26 protein-coding genes are annotated in these 26,549 nt (G+C 44.4%); 8 read left to right on the forward strand and 18 right to left on the reverse strand.

Translation table 11 applies throughout. The annotated features are described in order from the left end of the window. Positions 1 to 2: 2 nt before the first annotated feature. From KQI32_RS00265 to KQI32_RS00275, 3 genes are all read right to left on the reverse strand, one after another. Positions 3 to 383: a hypothetical protein gene (locus KQI32_RS00265; protein ID WP_216423478.1), complete on the reverse strand. Its 381-nt coding sequence runs from the start codon at positions 381 to 383 to the stop codon at positions 3 to 5. Positions 384 to 698: 315 nt separating this feature from the next. Next, positions 699 to 1,760, reverse strand: a complete 1,062-nt coding sequence (locus KQI32_RS00270) for a Gfo/Idh/MocA family protein (RefSeq protein ID WP_216423479.1) — start codon at positions 1,758 to 1,760, stop codon at positions 699 to 701. A gap of 4 nt (positions 1,761 to 1,764) precedes the next feature. Then, complete coding sequence (locus KQI32_RS00275; RefSeq protein WP_216423480.1) at positions 1,765 to 2,610, reverse strand: sugar phosphate isomerase/epimerase; 846 nt, start codon at positions 2,608 to 2,610, stop codon at positions 1,765 to 1,767. A gap of 155 nt (positions 2,611 to 2,765) precedes the next feature. Between KQI32_RS00275 and KQI32_RS00280 the strand changes: the two genes are divergently transcribed. Further along, the gene (locus KQI32_RS00280) at positions 2,766 to 3,566 is read left to right on the forward strand and encodes an AraC family transcriptional regulator (RefSeq protein ID WP_216423481.1); all 801 of its coding nucleotides are present in this window, start codon (positions 2,766 to 2,768) and stop codon (positions 3,564 to 3,566) included. A gap of 156 nt (positions 3,567 to 3,722) precedes the next feature. Here the strand turns inward: KQI32_RS00280 and KQI32_RS00285 are convergent, their stop codons facing one another. The 5 genes from KQI32_RS00285 to KQI32_RS00305 form a co-directional block, all read right to left on the reverse strand. Then, positions 3,723 to 4,307, reverse strand: a complete 585-nt coding sequence (locus tag KQI32_RS00285; RefSeq protein ID WP_216423482.1) for a metallophosphoesterase — start codon at positions 4,305 to 4,307, stop codon at positions 3,723 to 3,725. A 316-nt stretch (positions 4,308 to 4,623) separates the two neighbouring features. Then, positions 4,624 to 4,821, reverse strand: a complete 198-nt coding sequence (locus KQI32_RS00290; protein WP_216423483.1) for a hypothetical protein — start codon at positions 4,819 to 4,821, stop codon at positions 4,624 to 4,626. 11 nt (positions 4,822 to 4,832) lie between these two features. After that, a complete protein-coding gene (locus KQI32_RS00295; protein WP_216423484.1) occupies positions 4,833 to 5,396 on the reverse strand; it encodes a hypothetical protein in 564 nt (187 codons plus the stop codon). Next, a complete protein-coding gene (gene sfsA, locus KQI32_RS00300) occupies positions 5,393 to 6,091 on the reverse strand; it encodes a DNA/RNA nuclease SfsA (protein ID WP_177691406.1) in 699 nt (232 codons plus the stop codon). Before sfsA ends, KQI32_RS00295 begins: the two co-directional genes overlap by 4 nt. Beyond that, the gene (locus KQI32_RS00305) at positions 6,081 to 6,818 is read right to left on the reverse strand and encodes a DUF5131 family protein (RefSeq protein WP_216423485.1); all 738 of its coding nucleotides are present in this window, start codon (positions 6,816 to 6,818) and stop codon (positions 6,081 to 6,083) included. The genes sfsA and KQI32_RS00305 overlap by 11 nt, the downstream gene beginning before the upstream one ends. A gap of 404 nt (positions 6,819 to 7,222) precedes the next feature. On the opposite strand from KQI32_RS00305, the gene KQI32_RS00310 reads away from it, so the two are divergent. Beyond that, positions 7,223 to 8,761 carry an ASKHA domain-containing protein gene (locus tag KQI32_RS00310; RefSeq protein WP_216423486.1) on the forward strand — a complete coding sequence of 513 codons (1,539 nt, stop codon included), beginning with the start codon at positions 7,223 to 7,225 and terminating at the stop codon, positions 8,759 to 8,761. Positions 8,762 to 9,242: 481 nt separating this feature from the next. On the opposite strand, the gene KQI32_RS00315 is transcribed toward KQI32_RS00310, so the two are convergent. Together KQI32_RS00315 and KQI32_RS00320 are read right to left on the reverse strand one after the other, a co-directional pair. Then, positions 9,243 to 10,214: a hypothetical protein gene (locus KQI32_RS00315; protein ID WP_177691372.1), complete on the reverse strand. Its 972-nt coding sequence runs from the start codon at positions 10,212 to 10,214 to the stop codon at positions 9,243 to 9,245. A 242-nt stretch (positions 10,215 to 10,456) separates the two neighbouring features. Then, a complete protein-coding gene (locus KQI32_RS00320; RefSeq protein ID WP_177691373.1) occupies positions 10,457 to 11,593 on the reverse strand; it encodes a hypothetical protein in 1,137 nt (378 codons plus the stop codon). Between the two features lie 242 nt (positions 11,594 to 11,835). Between KQI32_RS00320 and KQI32_RS00325 the strand changes: the two genes are divergently transcribed. Continuing rightward, entirely contained in the window at positions 11,836 to 12,660 is an 825-nt protein-coding gene (locus tag KQI32_RS00325; protein WP_177691374.1) for an undecaprenyl-diphosphate phosphatase, read from the forward strand. Between the two features lie 85 nt (positions 12,661 to 12,745). Next, positions 12,746 to 14,116, forward strand: coding sequence for a tRNA uridine-5-carboxymethylaminomethyl(34) synthesis GTPase MnmE (gene mnmE, locus KQI32_RS00330; protein ID WP_177691375.1), 1,371 nt, complete (start codon positions 12,746 to 12,748; stop codon positions 14,114 to 14,116). Between the two features lie 70 nt (positions 14,117 to 14,186). Here mnmE and KQI32_RS00335 read toward each other — a convergent pair whose 3' ends face one another. Further along, on the reverse strand, positions 14,187 to 14,642 hold the full coding sequence (locus KQI32_RS00335) for a GNAT family N-acetyltransferase (RefSeq protein WP_177691376.1): 456 nt from the start codon (positions 14,640 to 14,642) through the stop codon (positions 14,187 to 14,189). A gap of 38 nt (positions 14,643 to 14,680) precedes the next feature. Then, entirely contained in the window at positions 14,681 to 15,685 is a 1,005-nt protein-coding gene (locus tag KQI32_RS00340) for an elongator complex protein 3 (protein ID WP_216423487.1), read from the reverse strand. Positions 15,686 to 16,114: 429 nt separating this feature from the next. Between KQI32_RS00340 and KQI32_RS00345 the strand changes: the two genes are divergently transcribed. The 3 genes from KQI32_RS00345 to rlmH are packed head-to-tail and all read left to right on the forward strand — an operon-like array spanning position 16,115 to position 18,705. Beyond that, positions 16,115 to 17,374 carry a UDP-N-acetylglucosamine 1-carboxyvinyltransferase gene (locus tag KQI32_RS00345; RefSeq protein WP_216423488.1) on the forward strand — a complete coding sequence of 420 codons (1,260 nt, stop codon included), beginning with the start codon at positions 16,115 to 16,117 and terminating at the stop codon, positions 17,372 to 17,374. Further along, on the forward strand, positions 17,374 to 18,168 hold the full coding sequence (locus KQI32_RS00350; protein ID WP_216423489.1) for an MBL fold metallo-hydrolase: 795 nt from the start codon (positions 17,374 to 17,376) through the stop codon (positions 18,166 to 18,168). Before KQI32_RS00345 ends, KQI32_RS00350 begins: the two co-directional genes overlap by 1 nt. A gap of 57 nt (positions 18,169 to 18,225) precedes the next feature. Further along, a complete protein-coding gene (gene rlmH, locus KQI32_RS00355) occupies positions 18,226 to 18,705 on the forward strand; it encodes a 23S rRNA (pseudouridine(1915)-N(3))-methyltransferase RlmH (RefSeq protein ID WP_177691380.1) in 480 nt (159 codons plus the stop codon). 170 nt (positions 18,706 to 18,875) lie between these two features. Here rlmH and KQI32_RS00360 read toward each other — a convergent pair whose 3' ends face one another. The 4 genes from KQI32_RS00360 to KQI32_RS00375 are packed head-to-tail and all read right to left on the reverse strand — an operon-like array spanning position 18,876 to position 22,766. After that, positions 18,876 to 19,253, reverse strand: coding sequence for a DUF1667 domain-containing protein (locus KQI32_RS00360; RefSeq protein WP_216423490.1), 378 nt, complete (start codon positions 19,251 to 19,253; stop codon positions 18,876 to 18,878). Then, positions 19,250 to 20,509, reverse strand: a complete 1,260-nt coding sequence (locus KQI32_RS00365) for an NAD(P)/FAD-dependent oxidoreductase (RefSeq protein WP_216423491.1) — start codon at positions 20,507 to 20,509, stop codon at positions 19,250 to 19,252. Before KQI32_RS00365 ends, KQI32_RS00360 begins: the two co-directional genes overlap by 4 nt. After that, positions 20,506 to 21,957, reverse strand: coding sequence for an NAD(P)/FAD-dependent oxidoreductase (locus KQI32_RS00370; protein WP_216423492.1), 1,452 nt, complete (start codon positions 21,955 to 21,957; stop codon positions 20,506 to 20,508). The genes KQI32_RS00365 and KQI32_RS00370 overlap by 4 nt, the downstream gene beginning before the upstream one ends. A 17-nt stretch (positions 21,958 to 21,974) precedes the next feature. Continuing rightward, positions 21,975 to 22,766, reverse strand: a complete 792-nt coding sequence (locus KQI32_RS00375) for an HAD-IIA family hydrolase (RefSeq protein WP_253290946.1) — start codon at positions 22,764 to 22,766, stop codon at positions 21,975 to 21,977. Between the two features lie 730 nt (positions 22,767 to 23,496). Between KQI32_RS00375 and KQI32_RS00380 the strand changes: the two genes are divergently transcribed. Further along, a complete protein-coding gene (locus KQI32_RS00380) occupies positions 23,497 to 23,982 on the forward strand; it encodes an HD family phosphohydrolase (protein ID WP_177691384.1) in 486 nt (161 codons plus the stop codon). A gap of 86 nt (positions 23,983 to 24,068) precedes the next feature. Here the strand turns inward: KQI32_RS00380 and KQI32_RS00385 are convergent, their stop codons facing one another. Continuing rightward, positions 24,069 to 24,926: a sugar phosphate isomerase/epimerase gene (locus KQI32_RS00385; RefSeq protein WP_216423493.1), complete on the reverse strand. Its 858-nt coding sequence runs from the start codon at positions 24,924 to 24,926 to the stop codon at positions 24,069 to 24,071. A 140-nt stretch (positions 24,927 to 25,066) separates the two neighbouring features. Further along, a complete protein-coding gene (locus KQI32_RS00390; protein ID WP_216423494.1) occupies positions 25,067 to 26,425 on the reverse strand; it encodes an MATE family efflux transporter in 1,359 nt (452 codons plus the stop codon). Between the last annotated feature and the right edge of the window lie 124 nt (positions 26,426 to 26,549).

Below are 26,549 nucleotides of genomic sequence, written 5' to 3' on the forward strand. Positions count from 1 at the left end.
TATCACTTAAAGCATTTTGAACAAGGAGTATACCCCTGTGCAGCCGCTTTGCTTTTGCTGATAGGGATCTTGCTCTTGCTGAGGGAACTGCAGCCGTCTCTATGGTATTTCTTTCCACTTTTTGTAACATAAACCGTACCGGAATTTTTATCATCCGCATCGGTGCTTTTCTCATTGGATGCAGCCGCCGGCGCCTCCGTGTTCTTCTCCGTTTCCGGCGTTTGAGTTGGTTCCGGAGCAGGACTGTCACTGGGGGTTATAGCTGGTGTAACCGTCGCGGATGGCTCAGGAGTATAAACTTTTATATTCTGCGTTTGCTTGTCTTCCCCGCAGCCTGACAGTAAAAAGAAAAGAACAAATACCAGACAAACTGTTTTTTTCATTTGTTTTTCCCCCTTTTTTCCTATCTTACACCGAATGGCGTTTTTTGTCAAATAAAATAGAAAAAGTGAAAATAGAATTTTTATCGATTCCCCTTTTTTCAAATGCCGCTGTGCAGCACTCAAAACGGAAGGAAAATTTCTGTAAAAAAGTACAAAGAGGCTGCAGCAAATATTGCTGCAGCCTCTTATCTGTTTTCAATAGGGGGCGTAGCCCCGGTAAACAACATTTCTGCAGTGGATGGTACCACCCAGAAAAATGAAGGGAACCTCGTCTAAAAGGCGGAGAACCTCTTTCTTTTGTTATATGTCAACTCTCTACTTTAATATCACTTCATGGCCCGTCCTGGCAGATTCATAAATCGCATCCAGAATGCGCATTAATTCAATACCGTCCTCTGCCGGAGCAATGCACTTTGTTCCATTTGCAACGCAATCCACAAAGTGATTGATTTCTCCCTCAAATAGCCCGTCAAAATCGAGTGCTGTCTGGGTGTCCAGCTGAACATTGGCAAGATAATCATTTAACTCCGTATACATTTCCAATTCCGGATCCAATTTCGCGCCGCCCTTTGTCCCGAAAAGCTCGATCTTTCCTTCATCCTTTTTTATATTCAGACTGAAGCTGGCTTCAACCGAAAGGACTGCCCCGTTGTCAAAACGGATAAGAGCAGAAGCCAGATCCTCCACATCGCAAATGTCCTCCGTGCTTCTTCCCACAGAGGAATACCCTTTGACCGATTTTATATTTTTACGGTTGAACAGCTTTTGAAACGTTGCGCCGTACACTGAAGTTACCTTTGGATTTCCCATCAGATATCGAACCAGATCGATTACATGAACGCCGAGATCAATCAGAGGTCCTCCTCCGGAACGGGATTTATCCCCAAACCATCCGCCTGGATTGCCGTTTCTTCTCAGATAAGTCGCTTTTGCATAATAAATTTCTCCCAGAGAATCATTTCGGATAAAATCCTGAAGAACTTTGCAGTCATTTCCATGTCTTCTCACAAATCCAATCATCAGAAGCTTTCCGTTTTTCTCTGCCGCTTCCTTCATGGTTTTTGCCTCTTCCTCTGAAACCGACATGGGCTTTTCACACAGAACATGCTTGCCGGCGTTCAGTGCCGCAATAGTGCAGGAGGCATGTGCGGAATTCCAGGTGCAGACGCTGACCGCATCCAGTTCCTTTAATTTCAACATTTCATTCACATCTGTGAACGTGCGTTTGACCTGATATTTTTCCGCCATATCGTTTAGCTGTTTTTCATTGATATCACACAGCGCGTACACTTCTACATCAGGATTTTTTTGATAGGCCTGAATATGGCAATTCGAAATATTTCCGGCACCGATAATGCCGATTTTTATTTTACTCATCTTTCTACCTCTTTAAATTTTGTGTCAAAAAATCAATCGCGGTCTGAATATCTTTCACCGGCTGCTCGCCGACTTCTCTTTCAATGGTCAGAAAACCTTTGTAGCCTATGTCTTCCAGCGCTTTTAAGTAAGCAGGAAAATCCACATCCCCCGTGCCGAGAGGAAGTTCAATAAAAGCCGGATCCGTCAGCATTTCGGATTCCACCACGCCATAGATAATTTCAGGATCCTTGTCAAGAAGCTTGCGTCCATCCTTCGCATGTGTATGTACAATATAATCTTTTAAATTGTAAACAGCCTGAACCGGATCATCCCCGGTCACCATAACCAGATTTGCCGGATCCAGGTTGACGGCAACCCCGGTGGAGCCGAGTGAATCCAAAAATTCTTTCAGTGTTGCGGATGTTTCCGGTCCTGTTTCTATCGCAAAATGGGCATTTAAACCATCCGCATAGCGGGACAGTTCATAGCAGGCCTCCTGCATGATTTTATAACGGTCATGATTCTTGTCCTGCGGCACTACACCAATATGGGTTGTCACAACATCGGTATGAAGTTCCTTTGCCAGTTCCATAATTCTCTTGGAACGCTCAATTAAATCTGGATTTAACTCTTTCTTGCCAAATCCCTTGCCGAGATCGCCGCACAAGGCCGATAAAACCAGTCCATTGTCTGAAAGCAAGCTGTTTAGTTCATTGATGCGGTCTCTCGTCATGTTTTCAGGCGCAAATTCCCCGTATGTGGAATGAATCTGAAGCCCCTTTGCCCCCATCTGTGCCGCTTTTTCAATCGCACTCTTATAATCCAATTTTAAGGATTCCAACATAATCCCAATCGGAAACTGATACATTGCAATATCCTCTCTTTCGTCTGTTTTACAAAATATTTTTGTTCTCTCATAAATTTATTTTATTTACAATTTAATTATATAATGCTATACTGAAAAGTAAAGAACATATTTTGCTTTATTTTAGCTCTATATTGCGCTGAAAGGAGTACAAATGTATGGAACAGAATTTTTATGAACACCATACTTATAAAGAACATGATCTCCCCATTATCTTTAATCAACTGGAAACCAAATATAAGCGCTTCTATTTTCACTGGCATGAAAACCTTGAAATCCTTTATTTTATGAGTGGGCAAGCCCGGGTGGTTTCCAACGCCAAGGAAATAACCGTCGGCGTGTCGGACATTGCCGTGATTAACTCCAACAGCATCCACGATGTTCAGGTAACTGACGGCTCTGTCAAATACTGCTGTCTGATTATTGATAAAGAATTCTGCGACAGTTTTGGCTTTCCTATTGAAGAGGTAACCTTTCAGCAAAAAATGAGCGATCCCGTTCTCGTCGGCTGCTTTGAAAAAATAAAGCTGGAAATGGAACAAAAAAAGCCTTACTACAAGGAAGCAGTAAAGCTGGAAATCGTAAAGCTGCTGCTTCATCTTTTCCGCAATTATCAGCAAAAAAATGATCATATCGTAAAAAATTCAACCAAGATCGATATGGTCAAAGAGAGCATGAAATATATCAAAATGCACTTCAGCGAACATATTTCGCTGGATTTGATTGCCGATCACGTTGGATTCAGCAAATATTACTTCTGCCGGGCATTTAAAGATGTCACCGGCTATACCGTGAACTCTTACATCAATTTTCTGCGCGCAAACTACGCCTATGATCTGATCAAAGACAAAAAATATACCATCGGAGAGGTTGCTCTTCAAAGTGGATTTGAGAGTTTTTCTTACTTTACCAAAAACTTCAAAAAATATATCGGCTTGCTCCCCTCAAAGGTAGACTAAGGGGAAATACTTTTTAATGTTATAACTGCGTGCAAGATGTCCCCCGCCTCTTAAGGTGGCGGGTTCCATATCCGCAATCATCGGGAGTACAATCTCCCGATGATTGCGGCACTGCATAGCAGTGCCCTTGTCCTCGTTGAATGACGGGACAAGCCCTTATTGAACAACAATTTCTCCGCGGTTGAATATCCTGGGCACCGAAACCGCATTTCCGATTCCCCGGCTGACAAGATAAGTATGTCCATTCACCTCATATCTGCCGCCGCTGTACTTTGGGAACCAATCTCCATGAGGGGATTTGAGCCCGCCTAAAAAAGGAATTCTAATCTGACCTCCATGCATATGTCCTGACAGAACAAGATCAAAAGTTTCGCCGTTAAATAGATCAAGCATATTGGCTCTGTGAAACAGAAGGATTTGATAGCCGTCTATGCGTTCTTGTTTCTGCAGAGCCTTCTTTACATAGGTCTCCGCCTCGTCGTTTTCCCATGTATCCGGATCCCCGATTCCATACACAGAAATGGATTGTCCTCCCCGCTGAATCACTGCACTTTTCCCATCCAGAAAGGTAACCGGGTAATCCCGCTCCCATTTTTCTCTCAGTTCATCAAATCTTCCCGACCATTTATCATGATTGCCGGATACCGCATAAACCGCTTCCGGCAGTTCGCAGTTCTTAAGCATTAGAGAGTCGAACACAACATGGTTTACACAGGCAAATTTTCCGCAATCCTGCGTCAAAATGCTCGTCAATCCGTCAGGATTATCTGCGCTTTTTCCTTGTCTTACGAAAAAATTTGCTCTGTGGAAACTCTGCGACCCTGCACATAGGAAAATTTTCGTTTTTTTGGTGCGTAAGGGTGCAGCAAGGCTGACGCCTTGCAAGACCGACAATCCGAAAAGGCGGAAATTTAACATGTGCATGGCATATTGGGTTCGAGTCCCTAATGCTTAAACAGATTTTCGATCGTCTCTATGCTTCCGGGAACTCCCATGTCAATCAAATCGCCTGCAAAAACGACCATATCAGCCTGCTGCTGTTCGATCTTGTCTATCATCATCTGATTTTTTCATCGAATTCAGAGCCTTGAATATCAGCCAAAAGTACGATCTTGTACCCATCAAAAGCAGAGGGAATCTTTGCATTTTCAACCGTATAGTTTGTAACTCCCAGCGTGTAATTATCCCAGTACAGATAATAACAGCCGCCTATTGCCAACGAAAGAAAGAGCAAAAGGCATCGTATCTTTTTCATAAATGCACCTCTTATTTGTTCTTCCACATTTCCACAATCTGTTCCAGGTGATCAATCAGAAATTGCTGTGCCTGCGGACTGTACATTACCGCCTCATATTCCCCATACATACCGCTTCTTGTCTCAGAAAAAATGCCGACTCCTTCCGCGGCAGGTACAGGTACCTTTCTTCGCTTGTTTCCTCTGGTCAGTTCCTCCCGCAAAAGTTCCTTGGAAACAAGCCAGTTGGTGAAAGCGGTCGTTGGAAGGTTTCGCATTCCGTATTCCTCTATGATCTGATTGATCCGCTTGGTAAAATCACTGATTTGAAGCGCCTGCTCTGCCGGCTGCATGCGTGACAGCATATCGTTGTGCAGCAGCAACTCCTCCTTTTTTACGGACGGTTTTCTCCCGACCGTTCCGCCATTTTCAATCACCTTATTCAAAATATCCGCCACATAGTAAAAACATCTGGCCAGCCTGACCTGATTCAAACAGGTATCTTCCGGCATTTCCTGCCCGGAAATCGGATCGGTTCCCTCGGCCAGACGGATAAGATAATACTTTGCCCGTTCCAGTTTTTCCAAATCGTTCATCTCATTTCCTCCTCTTGCAAAATGACTGGTATTTTCTCATCTATCTGCATACTGTTTTCCGTTACCCGGCAGTCAAACGCCAGCACTTTCACTCCCGCGTTCTGAGCGAAAACCAAAGCATCTGCGAAAGCGGGATGGGTGCGCCGATTGGGTAAAAAACATTGAATGCCTTTCATCTGCACAACAAAAATAACATATGCCTCATAGCCTTCCCTAACGCACTCACGCAGCTCATTCAAATGCTTGACGCCCCGCTCGGTGGGAGCGTCCGGAAAATAAGCGTTTCTCTTTTCCTCAAGGGTTACCCCTTTGACTTCCATATAAATTTTCCGATTCTCCGTTTCCACATAAAAATCAAATCGTGAATGGCGGAACACCTTTTCCGGCTTTATCAGAGAAATTTTCTCAAGCAAACGTCCTTCCTGCAGCATCTCATAAACCACCCGGTTCGGCGCCTGGCTGTCCATATTGATAAGAGTCCTGCCTTTCCAGACAGCAATCAAATCATACTCCGTCTTGCGTGCCGGATTTCCGCAAAACTGTACAATCACTTTCACGCCGGGAATTAAGAGTTCCCTGCACCGGCCTGTATTTTTCACATGACATCTCTCCGGTCTGCCGCCAATCTCTATCACAGCGATAAAACGGTTTGGCCGTTCCAGAAAGATACCCTCCATGGTATTTTCATACTTCATTGTTCGAATCCTTTTCCCAGTCAATTCCGGCTTTTCTCGCTTGTTTGTGCTGAAACTGCCGTTTGATGCGATAGTATTTCCCGTCCTTTTTAAAACGGGCTCCGGTCTGCTTGAAATGAAAGGATACCCCTTTTGTGATACACTGCTCCCTTAAATCGAGTATCCAGTCATAATCACAAACTCTGGCCTCATTGCCCGATTCCCCGCCGGCAATCACCTCCAGGACCCAATCACCCAGATAGGTTGAAAGATCCATTCTTTCCAGCAAGGGTTCACAGATAATACTTTTGTACCGAATGGGAGCTTCTTTGTAAAGCGGCAGCCGGTAATCGGCTCTATCCTGATTTTCGGCTGTACAGCAGATATGCACATTTGGATAACCTTGCCCCCAGTCCTCCGGAATACAGCTCCAAAAACGGTCAATGCGTTTTGTAATCATCAGAAAACGGCAGTCTGACCGCTCCCGCATCATCTTCCAAGCTTCCTCCCGCCACGGATCCGCATCCTCCACAAAAAAGTCTGAGGTAAAGCAGGTATAAATCATTTCTCCGGACGGTATTTTATAGCTTCCATCTCTCTTTCTCTTCAACGGAAGAGAAAAGTCTTTGTTTTTCGTCACTTTGGAGCTGTCCTTTTCCCGCTTTGCATCCATGCGGTACACATAACAGTTCATGCACCCCGGGCTTAGCTTATGGCATCCATGCCATGGATTCCAGTTAACCGCCATCCGCTTCCCTCCCTAAAAATCTACTCTCTGTTGTTTAAAATGCTTGCTCATAAGGGCATTTTTACACAACCGTCAATCACACAAGTTCGTGAGGACCACGAAAGGGCATCACTCAAAAGTTTGCAAAGCAAGCCTTCTTGTGGATATTATAACAAGATGAAAACGCTTTTGCAAGGCAAAAGCCATTCAATAAGGGCTTGTCCCGTCATTCAACGAGGACAAGAACACTGCTTGGCAATGCCGCAGTCAGCAGGAGATTGCACTCCCGCTGACTGCGGATATGGAAACGGTTTCACAGAATGAAAAAATTCACAAAATGTCATAAAAAACCGAAAATTTTTCTATTCAAATGTTCCCTTATCGTTTATAATAGAATTCAGAAAAAGGAAAGGCGGCAGACGGAAATGAAAATAACCAATCTTCAAACCGGGGATATATACTTTGGGGAAAAAGATCAAATGCTGATTGACGTTCTCAATCAAAACAATCTTTTTATCACAGCGCCTTGCGGCGGCAAGGGAATCTGCGGGAAATGCAAGCTACAGCTTCTTCCTGCCGACACTCCCGTCTCGCCGCAGGATCTCAAGCTTTTAACCTCTGCGGAGCTGGAAAATGGCTTTCGGCTGGCATGCACCTTTCCCCTTACGCAAGATATCTCCTTTTTTCCTCCAGAGGAGGAAAACGGGTTGGTCCAGATATGGAAAAGAACAGAAGATGCAACATTTGGAATCGCGGTTGACATCGGGACAACCACGATTGAAATGGTTCTCGTCGGATGCAGCGGGGAAAAGCTTGCACAGTTCTCTATGCTGAACCGCCAGAAAAGCTTTGGAGCCGATGTTATTTCCCGCATCAACTATACCATAGAGCATTCGAATGGCCTTTCTGTACTTCATCAAATTCTTCTCCATCAAATCAATCATATGATTGACCGCCTCACCGAGGAATATGGCTGTCCCAAAAACGCAGTCAAAAAAGCGGTTGTTGTGGCTAATACGACCTTGATTCATTTGCTGCTGAACCGAGATCCCCGCTCTATCGCTTTCTATCCATTTACACCGCTGTTAAAGGAAGCGCAGGTCCTGCCGCCGGAAGCACTCCCGATTCATGCACAAGAAATTGATATTCTGCCCTGTATCTCAGCCTATATCGGCGCTGATATCACGGCAAATATGGTATATTTTGATCTGGAACATGCAAAGAAAAATATTCTTGTCGTAGATATCGGAACCAACGGTGAGATGGCTCTAGCCGCAAACGGTACCATTTTATGCTGCTCCACCGCGGCAGGCCCCGCCTTTGAAGGTGCAAATATCAGTTGCGGGGTGGGAGGTGTTCCCGGCGGAGTCTGCCGGGTTTGGCTGGAAGAAAACCGTCTCCGCTTTCACACCATCGGTAACCGGGATGCTGTCGGACTTTGCGGCAGCGGCGCCATTGATCTTCTCGCTGTCCTTCTTGAACTGGGCATTGTGGATTCCTCCGGTTATATGGCAGATTTCTCTGAGGTCACCTCCATCACTGGTATGAAAATATACAGACAGTCCATCCGGGAGGTTGACAATGAAAAACGGATTTATCTGACGGATAAAGTATGGCTGTCGGCCAAGGACATCCGGGAATTCCAGCTGGCAAAATCCGCCGTTTTTTCCGGCATGCAGATCCTGTTAAGAGAAGCCGGTCTGGCAGTGCCTGACAGATTGATTGTGACCGGCGGTCTTGGAAATCATTTAAATATCGAAAGCGCTCTGCGGATTGGCCTGTTTCATCCGTCTTTGAAAGAAGTGATAGAAGTGGTTGAAAACGGGGCGCTTGCCGGTGCCGTTCAATGTATCGACTCTGCGGAATTTGAACGTTCCAAAAGATATAAAAATACCTGTAACTACATTGAATTGTCCACACATCCTGATTTCTCAGAGTTATATATCGAAAATATGGAATTTTAAAATTTATCTTACTTAAATGTTCAATAAGGGCTTGTCCCGTCATTCAACGAGGACAAGGGTACTGCATAGCAGTGCCGCAATCATCGGGAGATTGTACTCCCGATGATTGCGGATATGGAACCCGCCGCCTTAAGAGGCGGGGGACATCTTGCCCGCAGTTATAACCTCGCTAAGAGAACCCCGTTTCCTTTAAACGGAGGGTATCGTATTATTGAAGCAAGCGGGCGGGCATATATCCTCCGCTTCGCGAGGTTGAAACGCCTGCAAGGCGGATTTTGCAGCAAAATGCTACAAAAGTGATTTCATCTTGTTATAAAAAATAACGCCAAAGGTTCTTTCAAAGAGCCCTTTGGCGTTGTTTTATCCCGTTTCTTTCCATAAGGGGTATAGCCCTGGAATGCGGCGTTTCTGTGGTGGATGTACCGTCAGAAAAATGAAGCGAAACCCGCCGCCTAAGAGGCAGGGGATATCTTGCTGTTCGTTATTTTCTGTCGTAGGATACCTCTTTTTTCTTTCTCTGATGTTTTGCTTTTTTCATCGCACGGTAAATCAGATAAGAAGCGGCAAGCACGACCAATCCAATGCAGAGCCAAACCATTGCAAACCCCAGTGTATTGGTAAAATGTCCTTTTGCTGTTATTTTATTTACCGTGCCGGGGATCAGAATCCATTCCAGAGTCTTTCCATGATCTGTTATCTTTCCCGCATTGCTTGAAATCACCTTGTCCGGAAATTTCATGACGACTTTCAAGGTTGCATTTGCAAGCAATTTATTAACACCATCTTTTTGAGCTTCCGCCTGCTGCAACTCACTAGGTTTCGAAGTATCTTTGACTTCCTTGTCATCCACTGTCACATTTTTCTTTTCATAGATCTCATTCGTCTTCTGCGTACCTGCCTTATCCGTTTTATCAATAATCGTCACGTTGCTGTTCTGATAAACATTGGCGGCAGCAGTTTGCTGCGGTGTTACCGAAGTCAATTCTTTCTGAACATCCGGTAAAAGTTCCGCTTTTTTCTGCTTCAGAAAGTCTTCTGTCAAAAAAGTTAAGTCAATCGATGAATCCAGTTGAAAACTGTCTGCAAATACTCCTTCCGTGACAACAAGTCCCTGCAAAAGCTCGCTGGAATAGTCCACGTTTTCTTCTCCTGCCTTGCCTGTCACCGCAAGTTCGCCGGGGCTCACATCCCGCTTCACCACCTTGATGCCTGTAAATCCGTCCTCCTCATACTCTAAGACCTCGTATTTATCCTCGGTAAAATGTTTCCGGAATTCTAAAACCAAAGCATTCACGATTTCCGCATCAGCCGTTTTGGAATCGAACAATATTTTATACTTCGCATCCGCAGAACCGTTGCGGTGAATTTTAAACTCATACGTAGCATTTACACATCCGGAAAAAAGCAAAGTGATACACATCAGGATTGAAACCAAACCCACAAATTTTTTCAATATAACATCCCTCCAGTACTTGTTTTCCCCTATTCTTCTCATAACACATAAAATGATGCAGCTCTGTGCATAATTCGAAATGTTTTAAGAAATTTACCAATATCCCCTAGAACGGGGATAGGGGTTGAAGTGCTATAACACTTTTTATTATGTATTGAGCGGACTTTCTTATTTTACACTAAAAGTCCTCAAATTTCAATACCAAAAACCATGATGAACCAAATACTGGATATTCATATCGTTTACTTTTCTTTATATACAACTGATTTCTCTATGCTGGTTAAACGCTTTTTAATCAGTTCAATGTCTCGCTTCAGGCTGCATAATTCCAAATCGTTTTTTCGGTTTTCAATCTGTTCCCTGTTAAAATCGTCCGTCGTTCTATGAAGTCCCGCAAAGCGTTCAATCTCTGAAGAATCGTTTGAGGACTCCCTTTTATCACCATCTTTCAAAATTAAGAGCTCCGGCATATTGTGATTCAGGTACCCATAACTCCGCCGTACGCTGCTGCCCGACTTAAAATAAAAATCTTTAAAATCTCCCCGGCTGACAAACTGCTGTGGCGTGCTGAATGTATAGGTGCCCAATGTACAATAGGCGGCGAACATACTGGCTCCGTTATGATATAGTATCCACAATTTTCCGTCTTCTATGACAAGGCGCACGTTTTTTTTCACACTGTTTAAAAAAGGCAGTGGAAACTGCTGTTGGGAATACGCCGTTTGATAAGTATCTTTTTTTAACAACTTTAAATAGCAAGCCTCCTCCTGGCGGTAAACGACATAAAGATTATCCTCGCCGTCCTTCACAGCGGAAAGAAGTTCCCCCTTATCAATCGTCTCAAAACGGCTCCATTCTTTCTGATTCCATGCGTAAAGTTTGAACCCCAGATTGCCGTTTGAATAATCAGAATGATATACCGCCAAAAAATCTCCGTTCTCCAGTTGGAATACATGGAACGTTTCCCCGCACAACAGATCCACAACCTCCGGCTGTATATCCTCATTATCAATAACATGATGCACCAGTAAAATCTGCTCCTGATAGCTCAAACAATAAAAACCGTTGAGCCATCCGCTTACCTCGAACAGAGAAAAATTTTTGGGGCCGCTTTGACCGCTTTTACTTTTCAGCAAAGTGGTTTTCAGCCAATCTCCACTGTCCTCCGACAAAAAGACGATTCCCCCCTCCTGATCCTCACATAAAATGACCATTCCTCCGCAATCCAGTTCCAGCACATCAAACTGTCCGGTACAATCTTCATAAATCATTTTCTGAGGCTTTCCAGAGCTCCCTATCTCGCGAAAACACAGACCTCTGTCATAAAAAAAGTAGAACTGCTTTCCGTCTTTTGTTTTGAGTATCACATTGGATTCCATTTCATCACCATCTTTTTCAATAAGGTTTTCAAGCGCTATGCTTCACTCTGTTTTATCTATATGGCGGGATTTTAAAAATCATTACCCTCTTTTCGGGTCAATTCTTAAAATTTCCGTTTTTCTTTGACTTATTTGTTTTTTTATACTATAATTTAAAAGAAGTTTTCACCATATTTTAGAGAACCGTTTCATATCTATAAAATACGGAAAATAAAAATTTAACAGAGAAAGAAGTGTGACAATTGATTGAAATCATCAAATCGATTCTTTTTGGTATCATAGAAGGGATCACAGAATGGCTTCCTATCAGTAGCACAGGCCATATGATTCTGGCGGAGGAATTCATTAAACTGAATGTCTCGCAGGAATTCTGGAATATGTTTCTTGTGGTTATCCAGCTGGGTGCAATTCTCGCTGTGGTCGTGCTGTTCTGGAACAAAATCTTTCCTTTTTCCATCAAAGAAAAACCCCATATAAAAAAAGATGTCTGGTCCATGTGGTTTAAGGTTCTGGTTGCAATCATCCCAACCATCCTAATCGGCTTACCTTTTAATGAAAAGGTGGAGGAACTATTTTATAATCCCTTTACAGTCGCTGTCATGCTGATCTTGTATGGCGTTCTGTTCATTGTCATTGAAAACAGGAACAGGAAAAGAAATTTTCTGGTCAATGATATTCCGGAATTAACCTATAAAACTGCTTTTCTGATTGGATTGTTCCAAGTGCTGTCCATCATTCCCGGCACTTCCCGTTCCGGATCGACCATTATCGGTGCAATGCTTTTGGGATGCTCCCGTTTTGTGGCGGCAGAATTCACTTTTTTCCTGGCGATTCCGGTTATGTTCGGTGCGAGCCTGCTGAAAGTAGTTCAGTTTGGATTTGCATTCCAGCCGATGGAAATCGCAATCCTGATAGCCGGCATGGTTTCCGCGTTTGTCGTTTCCGTGATTGCCATCAAGTTCCTTATGGGATATATCAAGAAGCATGACTTTAAGGTGTTCGGATGGTACCGGATTGTATTAGGAATCATTGTGATTGCTTATTTCGCAGTCAAAGCGTTTGTTTAAATGAAAACGACGGTGCGGGGCGAACTGCCCTGCGCCTTCTTTCGTTTCATAACGATTCAGAGCGATTTCTTGAAGGAGTGAGTATATGAATCATTTTGACACCATTGCCGCGATTGCAACGCCGCCCGGTACCGGGGGAATTGCTGTTATCCGCGTCAGCGGAAAGGATGCCTTTGCAATTGTTCAAAGGTGTTTCCAGAAAAAATTATCGGAAGTAGAATCCCATCGCATTGTATTCGGTCATATTGCGGATGACGAGGGAGCAAAGATAGATGAAGTATTGGTATCGGTATTCCGCGCACCCCATTCCTTCACAGGAGAGAATACCGCCGAGATATCCTGTCACGGCGGCTATGCCGTCACCCACATGGTGCTGAACCGGATCCTGCAATGCGGCGCACGGCTGGCAGAAGGCGGTGAATTTACCAAACGGGCTTTTTTAAACGGAAAAATGGATCTCTCTCAGGCGGAGGCTGTCATTGATATCATCAACGCGGAGAGCGCCCTTTCCGTTTATGCAGGGGAAAATCAGCTTTTTGGATGTTTAAAAAACAAAGTGGAAGAAATCCGGGGACAAGTGCTGGATGTTATCTCCAGCATTCTAGCTGTCATTGATTATCCGGACGAGGATATCAGCGAGATGAAACAGGAGGATATTTTACATTCTCTTCGGGAGGCAAAAGAAAAAACCGAACAGCTGACCCGCACCTATCAGACCGGAAAAATTCTTCGGCAGGGTGCGAAAATTGTGATTGCAGGAAAGCCCAATGTAGGAAAATCCTCTCTTTTGAATGCCATGCTGAAAGAAAACAGAGCAATTGTCACCGACATTCCCGGCACCACGAGGGATATATTGGAGGAAACGCTGGACATCGGCGGTTTGAAAGTGCAGATTCTGGATACTGCCGGTATCCGGGAAAGCGGAGACAGAGTGGAAGCTATCGGAATCGAACGCGCGGTGGAACACATCCGTTCCGCCGATCTGGTTTTGTTTCTCGCCGACCGCTCCCGTCCTCTTTCGGCGGAGGATTTCCGACTGATGAAAGAGATAAAGGATAAAAAAGCCTTTTTACTTTTGAATAAAACGGATATCGAAGCACGGATGGATGCTGCAGAACTGAAAAGCTATCTGCCGGACAAGCCGGTTTACGCCATCAGTGCGAAAAATTTTGAGGGAATCAATGAGCTGACGGATGATATCCGCAAAGCAATTTTGGAGGGAGACATTCCGAAAAAAGACGCTTTGTATCTGACGAATCAGCGGCATTATGAAGCCCTTTCCGGATGTGCCGTCCATCTTGAAGCCGCCATTTCCGATTTGGAAAAAGGAATTTACCCGGACATTGTCACAATTGAATTGGAAAACGCTGTTCAATCGTTGGGAGAGGTTACCGGAATGACGGTCAGTGAAGAGGTGATTGGGAACATCTTCGCAAAATTCTGCGTGGGGAAATAAAGGAGCTATAGGAAGGGCGCATCGCAATAAGCTGTGCGCCTTTTTAACGTTTTCTGCAGTGCATAATTCATCATAGTATTTTTAATAGTTTAACATAGGAACCGTATTCGTCTTCTCCTTCAAACAGAATATCGTTAAATCCCTTTGACTGATATAAATGCAATGCAATAACGTTGTCTTTGTCTACCCCTATGCTGATTTCAGAAAATCCCATTCGCTTAGCTTTATCGCACAGATAATCAACTAATATTTTGCCAATGCCACGATTTCGGTGTTCTTTCTTTACAATTAATCTCGAGAGATACACTCTCCTGTTAGGAATCGTATAATGAGGATCACTGTTTTCTATAACCAATGCGCCTTCCCCTAAGAATTCGTCGTTGACAACATATGTATATGGAATTCTTATCCCTGCTTTGATTTCCGCAAGCCATTTTTGTGTTTGCGGCTGCTTATCCATATTCCAAATATTATTACATTTCGCATAGGATTCCGGAGTTATCCGGATTATTTTATCGTTTTGCATCGTTTCTTCCTTTCCATTCCAGTTCTGTTTTGATTCGGTCAAAGCAGCCTTATTCTGAAATTCTGTTCTTCCCGATCCTGCACGATATGGACGCGAACACCGTATTTTTCCTGCCAAAGCAGAACATTTTTTCTCCGGTTTCCAATCACTTTTGACACCATAGAGGGAGCACAGACGATTTCCAGCTCTTTCCCCATAGTCTGCTTGCCATCCAGAGCATGTTCAACGGTTCTGCATATCCGGTAGCTTTCCACCAGTTCCCGATAAGCAGAATGATAAGGTCCCGCTACCTCTTTTTCATGAACCTCCTCACCTGCCATCAAGCCCAAACGGATCACCGGAATGCCTGCGGATTCAAACAGCTCAAGCAATTCTGCGGAAAGCCGTACGGAATCCTCCAATTCCATCGGGACATATTTTCCCTGCAAATATAAATCATATAACGCGGTATCCCGCAAGACTACGGTCGGATAAATCCGCACAAAATCCGGTTTCAGGCGAATTAACTCTTGCGCGGTAAAGAGATCCTTCTCCTCATCGGAACCAAGCATCCCGGTCATCATCTGAAGGCCCAGAGAAAATGGATATTTCCGGATATACGCCACAGCCGTCTCGACAGCGGAAGCCTTCATTCCCCGCCGGTTCATCCGAAGCACCTCGTCATCGGCAGACTGTACCCCCAGCTCGATGGTTGTGACATGGTTCCGGTACAACCGTTCACAGATTTTTTGATCCATATAATCCGGCCTTGTGGAAACGCGAATCCCTTTCACCTCACCCCTTTGTATATACGCCTGGGCAATTCGAAGGTACATCAATTGTTTTTCTTCTTCAATGCCGGTGAAACTGCCGCCGAAATAAGCGATTTCTTTCTCCGCTCCGCTTGTCCGGCAGGTGGAGAGAAAGCGTTCTATCTTCTGTCTGATTTGTTCTTCCGTCTCCTCATTCCGAATTCCTGTAATGCGTTTCTGATTACAGAAAACACAATCATTCGGACATCCTTGATGAGAGACAAAAATAGGTATGTTAATCGTTCGTTTCATGATGTACTCCCTTAAGCATAGAACGCAGTATCCGAACCCGCCGAAACCAACCAAAAACGGGTTCGTATGCTGTGCTCTATGCTTATACTTTGTTATCCTCAGTATAGTATGAAACCGAAAAGAAATCAAACTTTTTTCAGCAGATTGGAAGCTATATTTCATAAAATATTGAAAATTTGTTGAAATAAATGCGCTTTCTTTGTTAATTTTACAAAAAAGCCTTTTCAGAATCCAGTTTTAATGCTATAATATCTAAGTTAAAATGTATATTGAATTTTTAAATACAGAGAAGTGTGTTTGTGTTTTTCACAAAGAAAAACGTTTCATTGAATAGATTTATGCTGGAAACGATGCGATTCATTTTTCTTTTTCAGTTGTTTTCCAGCGGGCTGAAATGAATTTTATTGATAAATTTAGGAGTGAAAAATTTTGGAGAAATATGTGATAAATGGGGGAAAGCCGCTTTTTGGTGACATTGTTATCAGCGGAGCAAAAAATGTTGCTGTGGCGATGATTCCGGCCTGCATCCTAGCCGATGAACCTTGTATTATTGAAAATGTCCCTTTTATCAGGGATGTGGAATTGATGATAAAAATTCTGAGAGAACTGGGCGCTGAGATCGACTTCATCGAACCCACCACGCTGCGGATTGACAGCACAAAACTGCACACCACCTCCTGCTCTGCGGAGTATACCAGCAAGATGCGCGCGTCCTATTATCTTCTGGGAGCGCTTGTCTCCAAATACGGTTCTGCTGAGATTTCCCTGCCGGGCGGGTGCGATCTTGGTCCCAGACCGATGGATCAGCATATCAAAGGATTTCAGGCTTTGGGCGCTGACATGAAAATCAGAGGCGGCCGCGTACTTGCGTCTGCGGAACAGCTCAGCGGAGATTCTGTGTTTTTGGATATTGTTTCGGTAGGCGCAACCATTAACATCATGCTGGCTGCCGTCAAGGCAAAAGGGGTAACGGTTATTGAAAATGCGGCAAAGGAGCCGCACATTGTGGATCTTGCCAATTTTTTAAATTCGATGGGTGCTAACATTAAAGGCGCCGGAACAGACATTATAAAAATAAAGGGAGTCGATCGTTTAAAAGGTTCCCGCTATCAGATTATCCCCGATCAAATTGAAGCTGGTACTTATATGATCATGGCCGCGGCAAGCAAAGGCGACCTCATGATTAAAAATGTGATCCCGAAACATATGGAGCCCATCACAGCGAAACTGGAGGAAATGGGCGTCGGCATAGAAGAACTGGGAGATTCCATTCACGTTTTCTATAAAGGTTTGCTGAAAAAAGCAAATGTAAAAACGCTTCCCTATCCCGGTTTTCCTACCGATATGCAGCCTCTGATTACCACTTTGCTCGCATTGGCGGATGGGACAAGCACGGTCACCGAAAGCATCTGGGACAACCGTTTTAAATATGTGGAAGAGCTGAAAAAAATGGGAGCTAATATCACTGTCAACAGCACCACCGCGATTGTGGAAGGGGTAAACGAATTGTCCGGCGCTCCCGTCTTTGCCACGGATCTCCGCGCAGGTGCCGCAATGCTGGTGGCAGGTGTTGCCGCCAAAGGAACCACTGAAATTATGGATATCTACCACATTGATCGCGGCTATGAGAATGTGATAGAAAAAATTTCAGGAGTAGGCGGCACCATCAAAAGGACTGTGGAAGAATAATGGAAGCAAAATTTACTTCACTCTATTCCGGAAGTGACAAAAACTGTCTTGTGCTTGCCTATGGCAGAACAAATTTACTCATTGACTGCGGCGGCAGTATGAAGGCCATCCGGGAAAGGCTTACCTCCCTTGATATGGGCTTAGAGGATATCTCTGCTTTGCTGATCACCCACGATCACATTGACCATATCAATGCATTGAAAACACTGGTAAAAAACACAGATATGAAAATATATTCCTCTTACGGAACCCATAAGGCAATCTATAAAAGCGGAATTGATATGAACCCACACCGCCGGATTATTGCGGAAGCAAACACGGTATTTGATATCGGAGATATCGGCGTGGAACCTTTTGCGACACCTCACGACGCGGCAGAGCCTTTTGGATATAACTTTTATTGCGGAGAAAAGACCGCTTCCGTCGCTACCGATTTGGGTCATATTCCACAAAATTTTGAGCATACGGTAAAAGGCAGAGATTTTTTATTTTTGGAATCCAATCATGACATCACGCTTTTGAACCAGACAAACCGTCCTTATTCCCTGAAGAAAAGAATTTTAGGAGAAAAAGGCCATTTGTGCAATCAAATCAGCGCCGATTTCGCCTCCGGCCTCGCGCTGAAAGGCTTAAAACGTTTGATGCTGGGGCATTTAAGCGGCGATGCGAACAATCCCCCTCTTGCATACCGCACTGCGGCGGAAACGCTGGAGCGCCGAGGTATAAAAGTACGGGAAGATATTCTTCTCGGTGTAGCTATGCGTGGGACACTGAGCGAAACGGTCTGTTTTTAAGAAATTCATTCAGGGGACGATTTCGTCTCCTGTTTTTCACAGTAGGAGAAAAAGATTGTGCTGAAAATAAAAATTGTATCGGTTGGAAAACTGAAAGAAAAAGCTATGCGGGAACTGACCGCAGAGTATGAGAAGCGCCTTTCCCGCTATTGCAGTCTGACGATGGTGGAACTAGCGGATCTTGCTCTGCCGGAAAAGCCTTCCCAAGGAGAGATTGACGCCGTTCTCAAAAAAGAGGGCCGTGAGATCGAAAAACATCTCTCACAAAGAGGGTTGAACATCGCTTTGTGCATCGAAGGAAAATCCTATTCCTCCACCGCTTTTGCGGAACAAATTTCCAAAGCTTCTCTGCAATATTCTGAAATGGTCTTCGTGATCGGCTCTTCTCACGGGATAGATGCCGCTGTAAAAAAGCAATGTGGTCTCCTGCTTTCTATGAGCGAAATGACTTTCCCTCATAATTTCGCGCGTCTGATGCTCTTAGAGCAGATATACCGCAGCTTCAAAATCATCAGCGGAGAAAGCTATCACAAATAGCATACAAAGGGTGATTCTGTTTTTCACACGGAAAAACTTTTTATGGATAAAAAGCAAGGTACCCCTGCCTCTTTTCGGTGGGGGTACCGCTTTCTTTTTTTCAGCATGGATATAAAAATCGCTGCATTTCGTGCGGGGCGTCTCCTTTTGAAAGGAACCCGAGGTATTCATCAGCCACAAGTCTGATCCTTTTTCACGTTGCCGGTAGCGACCAGATCGATTCCCGTGTTTTCAATATTTCTGAAAAGGATATCACCAATCTGAACCGGCGCTGCAACCTGGAGACGATTTATCTTCTCCATACAAGGCAGCAGTAATTCTTTGGGCAGAGGCATATCCGATTTTATACTGACCAAAGGCTCTGTCCCGCCGCTTACCCTCATGGTAGTCGTAAGCGTTCTGACCGGATGGGTACATTCGCTTTCCGCATATGCTTTCCCACGTCCGCAAGTGTTTCCTGTAACGTTTAAAACCTCGCCGTTCTCATCCAATTCCGCTGTTAAACAGCATCCTATGGGACATATGATACATGTTAACTGCCTTTTCATTGTTCCTTCTCCCTCATTTCCAGTACACAGTTGTTTGTCAGCCGGGAAACAATTTCCGGCGTAAGGATTACGTATTCCATTTCTCCCGGCGCAACTTTTGGGTGTCTTTTGCTGTATAACAGACTTTTTCCATCCCGCAGGACGATTTCAACATTGCGCTTCACGTCGGTTACTCGAAAATAAAGTTTGAGTGCTTCATGGGACTCCCGGTGAAGCTTCTGAGGTACCAGATAACGAATGCCCTCACCTCTTTTCAATGTAACCGTTTCCCCGTCCCGTTTCCACTTTTCCAGAATAAATTTCGCAGCGGAACGTCCGGCCAATTCCGCCTCCTCCGATACATAGTCCACAAGATCGTGTACATGCAACACATTGCCGCAAGCAAAAATACCTTTGAAAGAGGTCTCTCTGTTTTCAAACACCTCGGCCCCTCCCGTGACCGGATCCAACCGGATGCCAGCCTCTTTGGCCAGCTCGTTTTCAGGAATCAGTCCTACGGAAAACAGAACCGTGTCACACTCTATGAATTCCCCGGTGCCTTGAATGGGCTTTCCTGAGCGGTTTACCTTTGCAACGGTTACACCGCAGACGCGGTCTTTCCCATGGATTTGTGTGATGGTATGACTGAGTTTCAGGGGAATCTGAAAATCCTCCAGGCACTGAACAATATTGCGGTTCAATCCCCCTGAATACGGCATAATTTCACATACGGCTTTGACCTGAGCGCCTTCCAGAGTCATCCTTCTTGCCATAATCAATCCGATGTCACCGGAGCCCAATATCACGACCTTTTTTCCGGGCAGATATCCCTTCCCATTCACAAGCTTCTGCGCTGTTCCCGCACTGTATATTCCCGCAGGGCGCATTCCGGGAATATTCAAAGCACCGCGGCTCCTCTCGCGGCATCCCATTGCAAGAATAACAGCCTTTGCCTGGATCTGAAAAACGCCGTCGCTGCTGTTGACCGCAGTGACAATACGATCCGGGGACAGGTTCAGAACCATCGTATCCAGCAGAAATGAAATATTTCTTTTGAAAATTTCCTGCTGGTATTTCCATGCGTACTCCGGTCCGGTCAGTTCCTCGCCAAATCGGTGAAGACCAAATCCATTGTGAATACACTGATTTAAAATTCCGCCCAATTTTCCGTCCCGTTCCAATAGGATAATATCCTTTATACCGGCATCATAAGCACCCAGCGCTGCCGCAAGGCCAGCTGGTCCTCCTCCGATAATCACCAAATCCGCCTTTTTCATTTCACACACTCTCCCGCTTTACATTTTCCAGCCAAAAGCCTTGAGCCCCCGCCGCTCTTTGTAACCTGTTCCATAGAAATCCCGAGTTCTCTTGCCAAAATCTCTATGACGGAAGGGGTACAAAATCCGCCCTGGCACCGCCCCATTCCGGCACGGGTACGCCGTTTGACGCCATCCAGCGTGGTTGCTCCGGGATTTTTATGTATCGCTTCTATGATTTCTCCTTCTGTGATTCCCTCACACCTGCATATAACACGGCCGAACCGGGGTTCTTTCTGTATCAGCTGATTTCTCATTTCCATACTCATTTGTCTGCAGTGGTGCAGCGGTCTGCGCTCGGCCTGAAAAGCGGGGTTCGCCTTCAATGAAATTCCCTCCCGTTTCAGCAGTTCCATAACATACCGGGCGATAGCAGGGGACGCGGAGAGACCCGGAGATTCTATCCCTGCCACATGAATCAACCCCTTCAGCTTTTTGGAGGGCTCTATTATGAAATCCTCTTTTTCAGCGCAGGCGCGCAGCCCGGCAAAAGAGGTAATCACAGTCCGAAGCTGTATGCCGGGAACGGATTTCAAAGCAGTGGAAGCCACCTTCTCCAATCCCTGCTGTGTGGTGGAAGAATCCGTCTTATCAAGTATATTTTCCGAGGTGGGGCCAATCAACAGATTGCCGTCAACCGTAGGCGTAACCAAAATACCTTTTCCCATCTTTGATGGACATTGAAATATCGTGCTGTTTACCAAACCGCCCTGCGCCTTGTCCAGCAGCATATACTCCCCTTTTCTCGGGGCTATGAAAAATCCGTCTTCCCCTGCAGCTTTTGCGATCTCATCGGCGAACAGTCCGGCAGCATTGACGACGTACCTTGCTTTGACCGTCTCATTCTCCGAAGAAATACAGAAATACTCCTTCTCCTTGGAAAGGCCAGTCACTTTAAAACACAGCTTTAGATGAACTCCATTATCCATAGCATTTCCTATCGCAGCCAAAGCCAGCTCATAGGGACATACAATCCCCGCACTTGGCGCATAAAGCGCTTCCAAGACCTTCTCAGAAAGATTTGGTTCCTGTTTTAGAAGCTCTTCCCGGTTCAAAAGCTTCAGATTCTTTACTCCATTGACGAGCCCCCGCTCATACAATGCATGGATATGCTTCACATCTTCCTTATCAAAGGCCAGCACAAGGGAACCGTTTTGCCGGTATGGAACATGCAGTTCGCCGCACAGTTCAGGCATCATCCCGCATCCCTCAACATTCAGCTTTGCCTTCAATGTACCTGGTTTCGCGTCAAAGCCGCCATGGACGATGGCGCTGTTTGCCCTGGTTGTCCCCATTGCCACATCGGACTCCTGTTCCAGCACGCAGACATTCAGATAAAATCTGGACAGATTCCTTGCAATAAGAGCGCCGCAGACGCCGGCGCCGATTACCGCCACATCATATATCATAATTTATAACCTCCATTTTAAACTTCAGAATACATCCTAAATAAATTGCCCAGCCTGTCTGCCACGATATCAGGTTTAAACTCCGCATGTTCCAAATCTTCCTGTCGGGTTTCCCCTGTCATTACCAATATACTCAGCATGCCGTGCTCTGCTCCGATTCGGATGTCCGTATAAAGGCGATCGCCGACAAAAGCGATTTCTTCCTTTGCACAGTTCAGATACCGGCATAAATATTCTGCCGTCTCCACAAATGGCTTGCCGATAAACTTGGGATTTACTCCGGTTGAAGCAGTAATAAAAGCACAGATTGCGCCGCAGTCCGGGATAAAGCCGTCCTCAGTCGGACAATTATAATCCAGATGGGTTGCAACAAACGGTTTTCCCGCACGGATAAAACGGCAGGCATCCGCCAGTTTTTCATAAGTGATAGTTGTATCAAATCCAGCCACTACCACATCCGGATTCTCCCTTGTAAGCAGAATGCCGGCTTCCTTAAAATCCATTTCCAGCATAGGCGTTCCCAACAGATAAACCGTTGGATCACCGTATGTTTTCTTAAGATAATCAATCGTAACCATCCCGGAAGTGACAATTTTTTCTCTTGGCACTTTGATTCCCATTCCCTTTAATTTTTCTTGATAAATCTTATTATTTTTGGATGAATTGTTGGTGAAAAATAAAAAGTCCTTCCCGCTTTTTTTAAGATCGTCAAAAAATGAGTGAGTGCCTTCCAAAAGTTGATCCCCCAGATAGATGGTCCCATCCATGTCCAAAATAAAATATTTGATTGCCTCAAGCTGTTTTTTCATTTTTTCCTCCCTCGTCATAATAAGATGAAATATTTTGCCGCACATCATGCACAAAAGCTGCCATGAAAGTGTTTTCGCCTCACGAAACAGGTAATATCTTTCTTCCGTTTGTCCTGAAATCGGTTCCTCCTCACATGAAGATGCGAAAATTGCACCGCAATGAAAAACTGCGCGTCTGCTGTTTTTTGAAACATGCAATTGCCCACGATTCCGCGCAATTTCCTATGTTATAAAAAAAGCCACAAAAAAACAAAGGTCTTTCCACACCTTGTTTTCATGTGACTCCAAATCTCCGCACATTTATGAAATTTACACTCCCGCCCCATCATCGATAGAAGCACAAACAGACTGCTGTTTTATAACACAACTCTCTCTAATAAAGAGGAAAACCTGTTTCTTATACAGCGGTGAAACTGTTCATATATTATTATTTTATAAGAAAAATTTCTCTTTGTCAATATTTTTCTGGAAAATGCATAGGATAAAAAAGAATGAAATGTGAATAAGAATTCTTAAAAACATCTTAAGATTTGATTAAATTACTTGGAAAATGAAATGATTGTGGTATAATAACCTCACAAACCTCTAAAACATTGAAAATGTTAAGAGGTTTGGAGAACGATTGAATCACAATACTGCGGCGACATTCCGCCGCCTTCGTTGTTGTGGTATCATAAAATCAAATGAAACGTTGAGACAATTTATTTCTTTTTATAGGAGCATATTATTTATGTGGAAATTTAAAAATAAAGACGCATTTGAAGAATGCATCAAAGATCTTTTAGCCGATTCCTCTGTACAGGAAATGCGGCATATTCCCCAGCACACAAAAAACATATCCTGTTTGGATCACAGCATCTTTGTCGCTTATCTCAGTTTCTTAATTTGCCGGCGGTTTCATCTGGATTATAAAGCGGGTGCCAGAGGCGGACTTCTGCACGATTTATTTCTATACAACTGGCGGGATAAGGAACATGAGGGCCACCACTTATTCAACCATCCCAAAATTGCCTTAAAAAACGCTTCCGAACAATTTGAACTGACGGATAAAGAAAAAGACTGTATTGTCAAGCATATGTGGCCTGTTACCAAAAAGCTGCCAAAGTACAGAGAAAGCTTTATTGTAGGCTGTGCGGACAAAATATGTGCAGCACTTGAGATGATGAGGTTATTCCGCGTATTCGGGGTTCAGGCAAAATTATGCGCCGCTGTTTAAACGTCATGTCCAATCGTTAACAAATAGAAATGCCAGATTTCTTAGATACAAGAAATCTGGCATTCTTTATGAAATTTGGGTTTTTATTATCCTTCTATCATCCCCATAAACCGTTTGAGATTGGCAAGACCAATTCGGACTCCGTCCAGATTGTCCTCATGGCCCTCATACTCGATCCCGACATATCCGTCATAATTTGCACGTTTTAGTATAGATAGGCACTGTACGACCGGTACGGTCCCCTGACCAATGATCGCACCCTTCAGATAATTTCCTCCCCTTGTACGGAAAAATCCTTCTCCCGGATCGGGTTCGTTTCCCGATTTCATATAAAAATCCTTTGCGTGTACATGGAAAGCATAAGATGCAACCCTGCTGACGGCTGTCACAGGATTTTCATCCACACATAAGAAATTGCCCATATCGCACAAAAGACCGAAATTCGGATGATTTACTGCGTTAAAAAGCTGTTCAACCCGCAGGGAGTCCTGACAAAAATATCCGTGATTCTCTACCATTGTGCGAATTCCCTTTTGCTGTGCATATTCCGTAACAATCCGGCAGGCATCCGCTATAATTGGCAAAACAGAATCGAAGGATTTACAGTTTATCCCCCCGGTTGCATCATGACGGATACTTTTCGCCCCCAATATCTCAGCAATATCAACCATTTTTTTGACCCGTTCAATCTCCTTCTGGGTATCTCCGCCGCTTCCGTTGATAAAATCAGCCGGAAATACGAAATTGGAAACCGTCATTTCATATTTTTCACATTCCTGACGCAGTTCTTCCGCATATATTTCCTGAGAGGAACTGTTGTGCGGAAGAATGTCCGAAAATTCAATTGCGTCAAACCCCAAATCCTTTGCCAGCTTTATGGTCCCCAATTGGCTTCTGTTTTTCATCCATTTTGCAAAACTATAAGAACTCACCGAAATTTTCATCTTTTTATTTCCTTTCTGAACATGAATATTATTTCTATTTCATTATACAAAGCTGTCCTGAAAAGTAAAGGACGAATTTTGCTTTGTTTTGGCTCTATATTGCGCTGAAAGAAGTACAAATGTATGAAAACAAATTTTTATCAAATCTTGCTGGTATCCAGCCGTTTTTTCAAAATAATAAGGCAAAAGACTAATTGAACAGAAGCTGTCACAAGCCAGGAAACCGGATACGAAATATAAAGGCATTCCAGTGTTCTGAACTGTCTGAATACAGTGAGCAGCCATCCTGCCCGTATGCCGCAGACACCAAAAACGGAGACACACATTGGAACAAATGAGGAGCCCAAGCCCCTTGTCGCACCGACAATCGCCTCCATCAGACCGCACAGAAAATAGGTGGACACGATAATATCCATTCTTCTGACTCCATAGCTGATAACCTCAGCGTCCTGCGGCGTATACAAACCAAGCAGAGGCCGGGAAAAGAGCAGCAAAAGGGCACTGATGCATACACCCATTACCGTTACCTGCAGACATCCCAATGCGATGGTTTTCTTCAGCCGATGTTTCTTTCCTGCGCCAAGATTCTGTCCGACAAAGGTCATCAGCGCGTGGTGGGTTGCATTCATCGTGATATAGGCGAAGCCTTCCAGATTTCCCGCCGCTGAATTTCCCGCAATCGCCGCCGATCCAAAGCTGTTGACAGAGGATTGAATCTGCACATTGGAAATGGAAAAGACAATCCCCTGCAAACCCGCCGGCACCCCGATCCGCACAATTCTTTTTAACATGCTGCGGTCAATCCCAATATTGCGCAGAATCAACTTATAATTGGAATCCCGAGACATCAGGAAACGCAAAATCAAAAATGCAGACAGGAATTGTGAGGTAACGGTGGCTATGCCTACCCCTTCTGCGCCCATGTGAAATACAATCACAAAGACCAGATTCAGAATCACATTGACAATACCGGAAACCGAGAGAAAAAGCAAAGGTGTTTTCGCATCACCGGAAGCTCTTAAAATCGCTGAACCGAAATTGTAAACCAGCATTGCCGGCATACCGGCAAAAATAATCCGCATATAAAGGGTCGCTTCCCCTATAATATCCTGCGGCGTTTCCATCATCTGAAGCAAACTATGGGAAAAAACAATCCCAACAACTGTGAGAAAAATTCCTCCGGCCAATGCAAGACAAATGGATGTATGAACTGCTTTATGTATCAGCTGCTTTGCCCGTTCGCCGCCCATTCCTGTAAACTGTGCAACACACACATTGGTGCCGACAGACAAACCGACAAACAAATTGACCAGCAAATTGGTAAGAGCGGAGGTGGAACCAACCGCCGCCAGCGAATTGCTTCCGGCAAATCTTCCGACAACAATGATGTCTGCAGCATTATATAAAAGCTGTAAAATTCCTGTCAACGCAATCGGCAGGGTAAACAGCAGCAAATTTTTGAAAATCGATCCCTCTAAAATGTCAACCTCTTTTTTCATACATTCTCCCCCCATAGGTACGAATAATACACCCTTTTTCACTTATTGTCAATAAGAATTGCTTTTTTGATATAAAATTAGAACAAAAGGAAGATGTTCCCCCCTTAGACGGCGGATTCCTCTT

Source organism: Acetivibrio sp. MSJd-27 (assembly GCF_018918095.1).
In the GTDB taxonomy this organism is placed as follows: Bacteria; Bacillota; Clostridia; order UMGS1840; family HGM11507; genus HGM11507.

Coding starts and splice junctions, on each gene's coding strand:
- KQI32_RS00265 (WP_216423478.1), bottom strand. CDS start 383: ATGAAAAAAACAGTTTGTCTGGTATTTGTTCTTTTCTTTTTACTGTCA.
- KQI32_RS00340 (WP_216423487.1), bottom strand. CDS start 15,685: ATGAAACGAACGATTAACATACCTATTTTTGTCTCTCATCAAGGATGT.
- sfsA (WP_177691406.1), bottom strand. CDS start 6,091: ATGAAGTATGAAAATACCATGGAGGGTATCTTTCTGGAACGGCCAAAC.
- KQI32_RS00335 (WP_177691376.1), bottom strand. CDS start 14,642: ATGCAAAACGATAAAATAATCCGGATAACTCCGGAATCCTATGCGAAA.
- KQI32_RS00310 (WP_216423486.1), top strand. CDS start 7,223: ATGAAAATAACCAATCTTCAAACCGGGGATATATACTTTGGGGAAAAA.
- KQI32_RS00370 (WP_216423492.1), bottom strand. CDS start 21,957: ATGATATATGATGTGGCGGTAATCGGCGCCGGCGTCTGCGGCGCTCTT.
- KQI32_RS00360 (WP_216423490.1), bottom strand. CDS start 19,253: ATGAAAAGGCAGTTAACATGTATCATATGTCCCATAGGATGCTGTTTA.
- KQI32_RS00270 (WP_216423479.1), bottom strand. CDS start 1,760: ATGAGTAAAATAAAAATCGGCATTATCGGTGCCGGAAATATTTCGAAT.
- KQI32_RS00390 (WP_216423494.1), bottom strand. CDS start 26,425: ATGAAAAAAGAGGTTGACATTTTAGAGGGATCGATTTTCAAAAATTTG.
- KQI32_RS00365 (WP_216423491.1), bottom strand. CDS start 20,509: ATGAAAAAGGCGGATTTGGTGATTATCGGAGGAGGACCAGCTGGCCTT.
- KQI32_RS00385 (WP_216423493.1), bottom strand. CDS start 24,926: ATGAAAATTTCGGTGAGTTCTTATAGTTTTGCAAAATGGATGAAAAAC.
- KQI32_RS00380 (WP_177691384.1), top strand. CDS start 23,497: ATGTGGAAATTTAAAAATAAAGACGCATTTGAAGAATGCATCAAAGAT.
- KQI32_RS00295 (WP_216423484.1), bottom strand. CDS start 5,396: ATGAACGATTTGGAAAAACTGGAACGGGCAAAGTATTATCTTATCCGT.
- KQI32_RS00275 (WP_216423480.1), bottom strand. CDS start 2,610: ATGTATCAGTTTCCGATTGGGATTATGTTGGAATCCTTAAAATTGGAT.
- mnmE (WP_177691375.1), top strand. CDS start 12,746: ATGAATCATTTTGACACCATTGCCGCGATTGCAACGCCGCCCGGTACC.
- KQI32_RS00320 (WP_177691373.1), bottom strand. CDS start 11,593: ATGGAATCCAATGTGATACTCAAAACAAAAGACGGAAAGCAGTTCTAC.
- KQI32_RS00305 (WP_216423485.1), bottom strand. CDS start 6,818: ATGGCGGTTAACTGGAATCCATGGCATGGATGCCATAAGCTAAGCCCG.
- KQI32_RS00350 (WP_216423489.1), top strand. CDS start 17,374: ATGGAAGCAAAATTTACTTCACTCTATTCCGGAAGTGACAAAAACTGT.
- KQI32_RS00375 (WP_253290946.1), bottom strand. CDS start 22,766: ATGAAAAAACAGCTTGAGGCAATCAAATATTTTATTTTGGACATGGAT.
- KQI32_RS00280 (WP_216423481.1), top strand. CDS start 2,766: ATGGAACAGAATTTTTATGAACACCATACTTATAAAGAACATGATCTC.
- KQI32_RS00290 (WP_216423483.1), bottom strand. CDS start 4,821: ATGAAAAAGATACGATGCCTTTTGCTCTTTCTTTCGTTGGCAATAGGC.